Source organism: Alphaproteobacteria bacterium (assembly GCA_035625915.1).
GTDB lineage: Bacteria > Pseudomonadota > Alphaproteobacteria > JACZXZ01 > JACZXZ01 > DATDHA01.
On sequence record DASPOR010000127.1, the window covers coordinates 1 to 10,022 of the forward strand.

At 60.4% G+C, this 10,022-nt stretch carries 10 protein-coding genes; all 10 read right to left on the reverse strand.

Annotated elements, in window-relative coordinates; genetic code table 11:
* The coding region (locus VEJ16_10645; protein ID HYB10119.1) for an NADH-quinone oxidoreductase subunit M at positions 1–730 on the reverse strand (730 nt) is incomplete at its 3' end.
* A gap of 4 nt (positions 731–734) precedes the next feature.
* Positions 735–2,675 (reverse strand): NADH-quinone oxidoreductase subunit L, encoded by a 1,941-nt coding sequence (gene nuoL / locus VEJ16_10650; GenBank protein ID HYB10120.1) that lies wholly within the window; start codon positions 2,673–2,675, stop codon positions 735–737.
* A 73-nt stretch (positions 2,676–2,748) separates the two neighbouring features.
* Positions 2,749–3,057, reverse strand: a complete 309-nt coding sequence (gene nuoK, locus VEJ16_10655) for an NADH-quinone oxidoreductase subunit NuoK (GenBank protein HYB10121.1) — start codon at positions 3,055–3,057, stop codon at positions 2,749–2,751.
* On the reverse strand, positions 3,057–3,674 hold the full coding sequence (locus tag VEJ16_10660; GenBank protein ID HYB10122.1) for an NADH-quinone oxidoreductase subunit J: 618 nt from the start codon (positions 3,672–3,674) through the stop codon (positions 3,057–3,059). Before VEJ16_10660 ends, nuoK begins: the two co-directional genes overlap by 1 nt.
* Positions 3,675–3,679: 5 nt before the next feature.
* On the reverse strand, positions 3,680–4,168 hold the full coding sequence (gene nuoI, locus VEJ16_10665) for an NADH-quinone oxidoreductase subunit NuoI (GenBank protein ID HYB10123.1): 489 nt from the start codon (positions 4,166–4,168) through the stop codon (positions 3,680–3,682).
* 54 nt (positions 4,169–4,222) lie between these two features.
* The gene (gene nuoH / locus VEJ16_10670) at positions 4,223–5,239 is read right to left on the reverse strand and encodes an NADH-quinone oxidoreductase subunit NuoH (GenBank protein ID HYB10124.1); all 1,017 of its coding nucleotides are present in this window, start codon (positions 5,237–5,239) and stop codon (positions 4,223–4,225) included.
* Positions 5,232–7,295, reverse strand: coding sequence for an NADH-quinone oxidoreductase subunit NuoG (nuoG, locus tag VEJ16_10675; GenBank protein HYB10125.1), 2,064 nt, complete (start codon positions 7,293–7,295; stop codon positions 5,232–5,234). The genes nuoH and nuoG overlap by 8 nt, the downstream gene beginning before the upstream one ends.
* A gap of 67 nt (positions 7,296–7,362) precedes the next feature.
* Positions 7,363–8,661, reverse strand: coding sequence for an NADH-quinone oxidoreductase subunit NuoF (nuoF, locus tag VEJ16_10680; GenBank protein HYB10126.1), 1,299 nt, complete (start codon positions 8,659–8,661; stop codon positions 7,363–7,365).
* Complete coding sequence (nuoE, locus tag VEJ16_10685; GenBank protein HYB10127.1) at positions 8,661–9,272, reverse strand: NADH-quinone oxidoreductase subunit NuoE; 612 nt, start codon at positions 9,270–9,272, stop codon at positions 8,661–8,663. Before nuoE ends, nuoF begins: the two co-directional genes overlap by 1 nt.
* Positions 9,269–10,022: NADH-quinone oxidoreductase subunit D (locus tag VEJ16_10690; GenBank protein ID HYB10128.1), on the reverse strand; the 754-nt coding region annotated here is incomplete at its 5' end. The genes nuoE and VEJ16_10690, both read right to left, overlap by 4 nt.

A 10,022-nucleotide genomic window follows, 5' to 3' on the forward strand; every position in this document is an offset into this window, starting at 1 on the left:
CCGTGGGTGCCTCCACGTGCGCATCGGGCAGCCACGTGTGCACCGGCCACATGGGCACCTTCACCGCAAAGGAGGCGAAGAAGGCGAGCCAGAGCCAGAGCTGCATCTCCCGTGGGAAATGGAAGGCGAGTGCCGTCTCGATGTCGGTTGTGCCCGTTTGAAAATAGATCGCGAGGATCGCGAGCAGCATCAGCACCGATCCAAGGAACGTATAGAGGAAAAACTTGAAGGCCGCATAGACCCGTCGCGGTCCGCCCCACACGCCGATGATGATGAACATCGGGATCAGCACGCCCTCGAAGAACATGTAGAAGACGATGAAATCGAGGGCGCAAAACAGGCCGACCATCAGGGTCTCGAGAATCAGGAACGCGATCATGTACTCCTTCACGCGAACATGGATCGCCTCCCAGCTCGAGACGATGCAAAGCGGCGTGAGGAAAGTCGAGAGCAGTACGAAGAAAAGCGAGATCCCATCGATGCCCATGTGGTAGCCGATCTTGAAGACCGGAATCCATTCGGCCCGCTCCACGAACTGGAATGCGGACGACGAGGAATCGAAGTCGAACCAAAGATAAAGCGAGAGTGCGAGCGTGAGGAGCGAGGTCCAAAGGGCGGTCCAGCGCGCATTTCGCGCCACGACCTCGGGAGAGCCCTGGATGAAGAACACCAGCACCGCGCCAAAAAGCGGCAGGAACGTGACGGCGGAGAGGATCGGAAAATGTTCCATCGCCTCAGCCCCTCATCACGAAGAAATAGAGATACCACGTCACGATCAGGACAACGCCGATCAGCATCGCAAAGGCATAGTGGTAGACATACCCACTCTGCAGCCGCCCAGCACGCCGCGCGAGCGCCAAAGTCGCCGTGGCGAGGCCGTCGGGGCCGAGCCCGTCGATGATGGCGCCATCCCCGCCCTTCCACAGCCCACGCCCGAGCGCTAACGCGGGCCGGACGAAGAGTGCGTCGTAAATCTCGTCGAAATACCATTTATGGAACGAGAGAAGATAAAGCGCCCTGAACCGTTGGGCATAGACCTGCGGCAGTTCGGGCCGCTTGATATAAAAGAGATAAGCAAGGGCTATTCCGGCGAGGCCGAGAATCGTTGGCAGGATCTTCACGAGGAGTGGGGCGTGATGGCCGGCTTCGAGGGCATCGTGTCCGGCAAGTACGACGATCGAGTCACGCCAGAATTCCGCCCTGCCCTCCCCGACGAAGGTATCGCTCCCAATGAAACCTGCCACGATGGCGCCGAGCGCAAGCACGTAAAGCGGGACGATCATGATCGAGGGCGATTCGTGCACGTGTTCCTGCGTGTGGTGGTCGGCACGACTCTCGCCATGAAACGTCATGAAAATGAGCCGCCAGGAATAAAACGCCGTCATGAACGCCGCCGCGACGCCAAGCAGATAGGCGTAGTTACCGACCCCGGTATGCGCACCCCATGCCGCTTCGATGACGACGTCCTTGGAGAAATAACCCGCAAATGGCGGTATTCCCGCAAGCGCCAGCGAGCCGATCCACATCAAGCCGTAGCTGATCGGTATCTTCCTCCAGAGCCCACCCATTTTTCGCATGTCCTGTTCGCCGGACATCGCGTGGATGACGCAGCCAGCACCGAGGAAAAGCAGCGCCTTGAAGAATGCATGGGTCATCAGATGGAAGATCGCAGCCTGATACGCCGAAACGCCGGCCGCGAAGAACATGTAACCGAGCTGGCTGCAGGTCGAATAAGCGATCACGCGTTTGATGTCGAATTGCGTCAGGCCGACGCTTGCCGCGAAGAAGCACGTCGTGGCACCCACGAAGGTCACGAGCGCGAGTGCCGTCGGCGCATGCTCGAACATCGGCGAAAGCCGGCACACCATGAACACGCCCGCCGTCACCATTGTCGCCGCATGGATCAGGGCGGAAACCGGCGTCGGTCCTTCCATCGCGTCGGGAAGCCAGGTGTGGAGGCCGATTTGCGCAGACTTTCCCATGGCGCCGATGAATAGAAGCACGCAAAGGGTTTCGATGGCGGGGAGATGCATGCCGAGGAAATCGATGATGGCGTTTTCCTTGCCCGGCACTGCCGTGAAGATCGTATCCAGATTGACCGTGTCGAATAGAAGGTAGGCACCGAAGATGCCAAGGGCGAAGCCGAAATCGCCCACGCGATTGACGACGAAGGCCTTGATCGCCGCCGCAACCGCCGCCGGCCGGTCGTACCAGAACCCGATCAGCAGATACGAGCACAGACCGACACCTTCCCAGCCGAAGAAGAGCTGAACCAGATTCGACGCCGTGACGAGCATGAGCATCGAAAAGGTGAACAGGGAAAGATAGGCGAAGAAGCGCGGCACACCCGGATCGCCGTGCAGGTAGCCGATCGAATACCAATGCACCACGCACGACACGAGCGTGACGATGAACACCATTACCGCCGAGAGCGTGTCGAACTTGAGCGCCCAGGAGAATTCGAGCGATCCCGAATTGACCCATGAGAGAAGGTGGATCGTCCGATCCTGCCCGTCGATCGCGACCTGCCAGAAAATCACGATGCCGAGCACGGCCGCGAGGAGCATTGCCCCGCATGTCACCGCATGCGCACCCTTGTCCCGCAGGAATGGGCCGAACAGTCCCGCAATGATTGAGCCCGCCAACGGCAGGAAGATCGCAGCCACATAAATCATGCGTTTTGGACCCCTGCCCTAGCGTGGTCGACAAATCGAGTGCAAAACGATTCGATTCGACGCGATCACGTCGCTAACCCTTCATCACATTGATATCTTCGACTGCAATCGAGCCGCGATTGCGGAAGTAGATCACGAGAATCGCAAGCCCGATCGCCGCCTCCGCGGCTGCAACGGAGAGTACGAAAAGGGCGAAAACCTGTCCGACCAGATCGTTCAAGTTCGCCGAAAATGCGACGAGATTGATGTTCACGGCAAGCAGCATCAATTCGATCGACATCAGAATGACGATCACGTTCTTGCGGTTGAGGAAGATGCCGAAGACCCCGAGCGTGAAAAGGATCGCGGCAACCGTCAGGTAATGGGCGAGCCCAATGACCATCACCGGATACCCTCGCCGACGCGCACTTTCCTGATTTCGACCGTCTGTTTCGGGTCGCGCGCAAGCTGAGCCGAGATCCGTTGGCGCCGCACGCCGACGCGCCGCCGGTGCGTCAATACGATGGCGCCGATCATCGCCACCAGCAGCACGAGGCCAGCCGCTTGGAAGAGATAGACGTACTTCGTATAGAGCACGAGCCCGAGTGCCTGTGTATTCGGCACCTGGCTGAAGAGCGGGGTGGGGTCGGTGGCCGCGTGGGAGGCGGCGGGCTCGATGAACCAAGTGCCGCCGATGAACGCAAGCTCAACGAACAGAATGATGCCGATGACCGCGCCGATCGGCAGGTATTTTGCAAAACCCTGCCGCAGCTCGACGAAATTAATATCGAGCATCATTACCACGAAGAGGAAAAGCACGGCGACCGCACCCACATAGACGACGACGAGAATCATCGCCAGGAACTCGGCCCCCATGAGCACGAAAAGTCCGGCGCCATTGAAGAAGGCGAGAATCAGGAACAGAACGGAGTGAACCGGGTTGCGCGAGGCGATCACCATGATCCCGGATGCAACCGCGATTGCGGAGAATAGATAGAATGCAAGTGCCTGGATGATCATGTCGCTTACCGATAGGGTGCGTCGGCGGCGAGATTAGCGGCGATTTCCACCTCCCATCGGTCACCGTTCTCAAGCAACTTGTCCTTGTCGTAAAGCAGTTCCTCTCGTGTCTCGGTCGCAAACTCGAAGTTCGGTCCCTCGACGATAGCGTCGACCGGGCAGGCCTCCTGGCAAAATCCGCAATAGATGCACTTGGTCATGTCGATGTCGTAGCGCGTCGTGCGCCGGCTGCCGTCGGCGCGAGGCTCCGCCTCGATCGTGATCGCCTGTGCCGGGCAGATGGCCTCGCAAAGCTTGCACGCGATGCAGCGCTCCTCTCCGTTCGGATATCGGCGCAAAGCATGTTCGCCGCGAAATCGGGGACTGAGCGGCCCTTTTTCATAAGGGTAATTGAGGGTGACCTTCTGCTTGAACATGTATTTGAAAGTCAGCACCAGCCCCTCGACCAGTTCGGTGAGAAGGAACGAGCGCGCCGTGCGATCGAGAACCGCCATCTCAATCCTCCCAATTCCCGTGGCCGACACAAGGACGCTCGAGCAAGCAGGCCGTCATGCAGCCCCCCTTAGCCAGCTTGAGGCGTCAAACGCCACAACCGCACCTGCGGTCAACACGAGCCAAAGAAGCGAAGCGGGAAGAAACACCTTCCATCCTAGCCGCATCAGTTGATCGTAGCGGTAACGCGGGAACGTCGCCCGCACCCACAAAAACGCAAAGAGGCATGCACAAATCTTGAGGATCAGCCAGATCGGCCCGGGAATGAACGTCAGGCCGAAGGGAGCGAGCCAGCCGCCCAGAAACAGCAACGACGTGACGGCACTCATCAGAATCATGTTTGCATATTCGCCGAGGAAAAACAGCGCGAAGGCCATCGCCGAATACTCGACGTTGTAGCCCGAGACAAGTTCCGCTTCGGCTTCGGGAAGGTCGAAGGGTGCGCGGTTCGTCTCCGCGAGGCCCGAAACGAAGAAAACCACGAACATCGGGAAAAGCGGGATGAAGAACCATACCTTCTGCTGCGCCAGCACAATGTCCGAAAGATTCAACGATCCCGCGAGGAGGAGCGCGCTGATCATCACGAAACCGATCGAAACCTCGTAGGAGACCATTTGGGCCGCCGAGCGCAGGGCGCCCAGGAAGGCGTACTTCGAATTGCTCGCCCAGCCGGCCATGATGATTCCGTAGACACCGAGCGAGGAAATCGCGAAGAGGTAGAGGATACCGACATTGATGTTGGCGACCACGATGCCCTTGCCGAAGGGAATGACGGCCCACGCGACGAGGGAGAGAATGAATGTCAGCATCGGGGCCGCCACGAACACCACGCGGTTCGCCCCGCTCGGCACCACGGTTTCCTTCATCAAAAGCTTGAGGCCGTCGGCAAAGGGTTGCAAAAGCCCGAAGGGTCCCACCACGTTTGGGCCCTTTCTGATTTGCATCGCGGCGATCACCTTGCGCTCCGCATAGGTGAGATACGCGACCGCCACCAGCAGGGGTATGATGATCGCCACGATCTCGAGCACGATGAGAATCGTCGGCCACGCATATCCGGTCCAGAACTCAGCCATGGGTACCAGTCTTCTCGGTGGTGCGGCCCAGAATCTCCGCTATGCACTTGGCCATCGTCTCCGAGGCACGGCTGATCGGATCGGTCATGTAATAATTCGCGATCGGGCTTTCGAAGGGAGCGGCCGAGAGCGAGCCCGCCGCACCGAACGGCCCCCACGCCACAGGTGTCACCGCATCGCGCGCGCCGAACACGGGATTGACCGCAACAAGGCGCGCACGCACCTGGTCGAGATTGTCGTAGGGAAGTTTACGGCCAAGGTATGGCGAGAGGGCGCGCACGATGGCCCAATCCTCGCGTGCATCTCCCAATGGGAACGCCGCCAAATTGGTGCGTTGGACGCGACCCTCGGTGTTGACGTAGGTCGCACTTTTCTCGGTATAGGCAGCACCCGGCAGGATGACATCCGCGCGATGGGCCCCGGCGTCGCCGTGATGGCCCTGGTAGATCACAAAGGCCCGGCCGAGCCCGCCCGAGGCGATCTCGTCCGCACCCAACAAATAGACGATTTCGATCTCGCCCCTCTCCGCCCCCTCGAGGATGCCGGAGACGTCGCGTCCGCCCGTCCCCGGTGTGAATCCCAGATCGAGCCCACCGACACGTGCCGCCGCCGCATGCAGGACGTTAAACCCGTTCCAACCGTCCTTGACGAGGCCGCAGGACTCGGCAAGTCGGCGAGCGGTTGCCAGCACCGCCGCACCATCTGCGCGCGCGAGAGCACCCTGGCCGAGAATGAGCATCGGGTTCTTGGCCGACGCCAGCGTTTGCGCAAAGGGATTTTTTCCGTCGGCGATCTCGGCCAGCGCTTCCGGTGTCGAGCCGAGTTGCTGGACGGGATAGGTGAGGTCGAATGTCGGGCCGATCGATGCGACCTTGAGCGCACCCGTCAGATAGCGCTTCCGGATGCGAGCGTTGAGGACGGGCGCTTCCCAACGCGGGTTCGTCCCAATCAATAAGAGCGCGTCCGCCCGATCGATTCCGGCGATCGTGGAATTAAAAAGATATCCAGCACGGCACGAGGGATCGAGCTTAGCACCATCCTGGCGACAATCGAGGTTCGCGGAACCGAGAGCCGACATCAGGTCCTTCAGCGCCATCATCGCTTCAGCGTCGGCCATGTCTCCCGCGATCGCGGCGATGCGATTGCCCGGAACGCCCTTCATGCGGGTCGCCACCGCCTCGAACGCCTCTGTCCAGCTTGCTTCCTGGAGCTTGCCGTTGCGACGGACATAAGGACGATCGAGGCGCTGACGGCGCAAACCATCGACGGCGAAGCGGCTCTTGTCGCCCAGCCACTCCTCATTGACGTCGTCATTGAGGCGCGGCAGCACGCGCATCACCTCGGAGCCGCGCGCATCGACGCGAATAGAGCTGCCGACCGCATCGAATACGTCGATCGATTCGGTCTTCTTGAGTTCCCAGGAACGGGCCGTAAACGCGTACGGTTTGGAGGTAAGCGCGCCCACCGGACAAAGGTCGATGATGTTGCCCGAAAGCTCCGAATGGATTGCACGGTCGAGATAGCTCGTGATCTCCATGTGCTCGCCGCGATTGATGGCGCCGAGTTCCGGCACGCCCGCGACTTCGGTCGCAAAGCGGATGCAGCGCGTGCAGTGGATGCAGCGCGTCATCACCGTGGCGACGAGCGGGCCCATGTATTTGTCCTTGACCGCGCGCTTGTTCTCGGAAAAGCGGCTGCCGTCGCGGCCATAGGCCATCGCCTGGTCTTGAAGATCGCACTCCCCACCCTGGTCGCAAATCGGGCAATCGAGCGGGTGATTGATGAGCAGGAACTCCATCACGCCCTGACGCGCTTTCCTGACCATCGGGGTGTCGGTCTTGATCACCATCTTGTCGGCGCACGGCATCGCGCAGGACGCGATCGGCTTTGGAGATTTCTCCATCTCGACGAGGCACATGCGGCAATTGCCGGCGATCGAAAGTCGCTGGTGAAAGCAGAAGTGCGGAATCTCGATGCCGAGTTCCTCGCACGCCTGATACACAGTCGTGCCCGGTAGAACGTCGATTTCCCTGCCGTCGATGGTGAGCTTCGGCATTACATCGCACCCCGATCGTAGCGCCCGAAATTTTCCGCCTTGCGATTTCCGTAAGTTCTCATGCGCCCTACTCCGCCGCCCGCGCCGGCATGGCCCGCTTATCGCGATAGGCGGCAATCCGTCGCTCGAGCTCGGGGCGGAAATGGCGAATCAAACCCTGGATCGGCCATGCGGCGGCGTCGCCGAGCGCGCAAATGGTATGGCCTTCGACCTCCGTGGTCACGTCGAGCAACTTGTCGATTTCCGACACTTCCGCATCACCACGCACGAGCCGTGTCATCACGCGCCACATCCATCCCGTACCCTCACGGCACGGCGTGCATTGGCCGCAACTCTCATGCATGTAGAAGTGCGCGAGGCGGGCAATCGCCGCGACGATATCGGTCGACTTGTCCATGACGATCACGGCCGCGGTGCCGAGACCGGACTTCACGTCGCGCAAGCTGTCGAAGTCCATTAAAACACTGTCGCAAATCGATCTTGGCAGGCATGGGACCGAGGAGCCGCCGGGGATCACCGCAAGCAGGTTGTCCCATCCGCCGCGCACACCGCCTGCGTGACGTTCGATGAGTTCCTTGAGCGGAATGCCCATCTCTTCTTCCACGTTGCAAGGCTGCTGAACGTGACCAGAAATACAGAATACCTTCGTTCCCGTGTTTTTTGGCCGGCCGATGCCCGCGAACCACGTGGCACCGCGTTTGCAAATCTCCGGCGAGACCGCGACCGTCTCGACATTCGTCACCGTCGTCGGGCAACCGAAAACACCCACGGCCGCGGGGAACGGCGGCTTGAGGCGCGGTTGGCCCTTTTTGCCCTCGAGGCTTTCGAGCAATGCCGTCTCCTCGCCGCAGATATAGGCGCCAGCGCCTCGATGGAGATGGATGTCGAAATCCCAGCCCGACCCCGAGGCATTCTTGCCGATAAGACCCGCGTTGTAAGCCTCGTCGATCGCGGTCTGGAGATGGACCGCCTCGTTGTAGAACTCGCCCCGGATATAAATGTAAGCGGTGTTCGCTCCCATCGCGAATCCGGCAATGAGGCAACCTTCGAGCAAGCGATGCGGCTCGTGGCGCAAGATGTCGCGATCCTTGCACGTGCCGGGTTCGGACTCGTCGGCATTCACGACGAGGTATTGCGGCCTTCCGTCCGATTGTTTCGGCATGAACGACCATTTGAGGCCGGCAGGAAATCCAGCCCCTCCGCGACCGCGGAGGTCGGATTTCTTCACCTCGTCCACGATCCAGTCGCGCCCCTTCGCCAAAACCTCCTTGGTTCCACTCCAGATGCCGCGCTTACGCGCACCTTCAAGGCGCCAGTCATGCTGGCCGTAAAGATTGGTGAAGATACGGTCCTTATCCTGAAGCATCACGCCGTCTCCCCTTCGCGCGTCTCGATAAGGGTCGTAAGCCCGCCTTCGGGTGCGGAAGATAGCCGCTTGATCTGGGGACCGGGGGGTACTTTCTCGCCGCGACCAAGTCGTTCGATGATGTCTTCCATCTTTTCCGCCGTGAGATCCTCGTAGAAGTCGTCATTGATCTGAACGACGGGGGCGTTGACGCATGCGCCGAGACATTCGACTTCGACCAGGGTGAACTTGCCGTCGGCGGACGTCTCCCGAAGGCCGACGCCGAGCTTTTTCTGGCACGCGGCGCGCAAATCGTCGGAGCCGCGCAGCCAGCATGGGGTCGTGCGGCAGAGCTGGATGAGATAATTGCCGACCGGTTTCAGGTTGAACATCGTATAGAAGGTCGCGACCTCAAAGGCGCGCATGAACGGCATGTCGAGAACCTCGGCGACATGCTCGATCGCAGGGCGCGGCAGCCAGCCGCCCGATTGACGTTGTGCAAGATCGAGCAAGGCCAGGACCGCACTCGCCTGTCGCCCCTTCGGGTAGCGGGCGATGAATTTGTCCGCCTTCGCACGATTTTCGGGCGTGAAGGCAAACCCGTTCGAGGCACCGGCGCCTGCGCTTGTCACCGATCGATCTCCCCGAAAACGATGTCCATGGATCCCAGGATGGCGACCGCGTCGGCCAGCATGTGGCCCTTGCTGCAAAAATCCATTGCCGAAAGATGGGCGAAGCCCGGTGCGCGGATGTGGCAGCGATAGGGCTTGTTGGTGCCGTCGGAGACGAGATAAACCGCGAACTCTCCCTTGGGCGCCTCGACCGCCGTATAAGTTTCGCCGGCGGGGACATGATACCCCTCGGTATAGAGCTTGAAATGATGGATGAGCGCTTCCATCGAGCGCTTCATCTCGCCGCGATGTGGGGGAGTGACCTTGTGGTTTTGAATGACCACCGGCCCGTCCGGCATCTTTTCGCAACACTGCTTCACGATTTTCAGGCTCTGGCGCAATTCCTCGACGCGCACGAGATAACGGTCGTAACAATCGCCATGCTTGCCGACGGGAACGTCGAAATCCATTTCCGCATAGGCGTCATAGGGTTGGGCTCTGCGCAGATCCCATGGCACGCCCGAGGCGCGAAGCATCGGCCCCGTGAAGCCCCAATCCATCGCGTCCTTGGCACTCACCACGCCGATATCGACGAGGCGCTGCTTGAAAATACGGTTCTCGTTGAGCAGCACTTCCATGTCGTCGACGAACGCCGGGAACTTCTCCGCCCACTTCATGATGTCGTCGAGCACGCCCGCCGGAAGATCGAGATGAACGCCGCCGGGACGGAAATACGCCGAGTGAAGCCGCGCGCCCGAGACCCTCTCGTAA

What these genes read in the sequence shown, in the direction of transcription:
- nuoF (HYB10126.1), bottom strand. Translation starts at nt 8,661, where the DNA reads ATGCTTCAGGATAAGGACCGTATCTTCACCAATCTTTACGGCCAGCAT.
- nuoI (HYB10123.1), bottom strand. Translation starts at nt 4,168, where the DNA reads ATGGCGGTTCTCGATCGCACGGCGCGCTCGTTCCTTCTCACCGAACTG.
- nuoG (HYB10125.1), bottom strand. Translation starts at nt 7,295, where the DNA reads ATGCCGAAGCTCACCATCGACGGCAGGGAAATCGACGTTCTACCGGGC.
- nuoK (HYB10121.1), bottom strand. Translation starts at nt 3,057, where the DNA reads ATGGTCATTGGGCTCGCCCATTACCTGACGGTTGCCGCGATCCTTTTC.
- nuoL (HYB10120.1), bottom strand. Translation starts at nt 2,675, where the DNA reads ATGATTTATGTGGCTGCGATCTTCCTGCCGTTGGCGGGCTCAATCATT.
- nuoH (HYB10124.1), bottom strand. Translation starts at nt 5,239, where the DNA reads ATGGCTGAGTTCTGGACCGGATATGCGTGGCCGACGATTCTCATCGTG.
- VEJ16_10660 (HYB10122.1), bottom strand. Translation starts at nt 3,674, where the DNA reads ATGATCATCCAGGCACTTGCATTCTATCTATTCTCCGCAATCGCGGTT.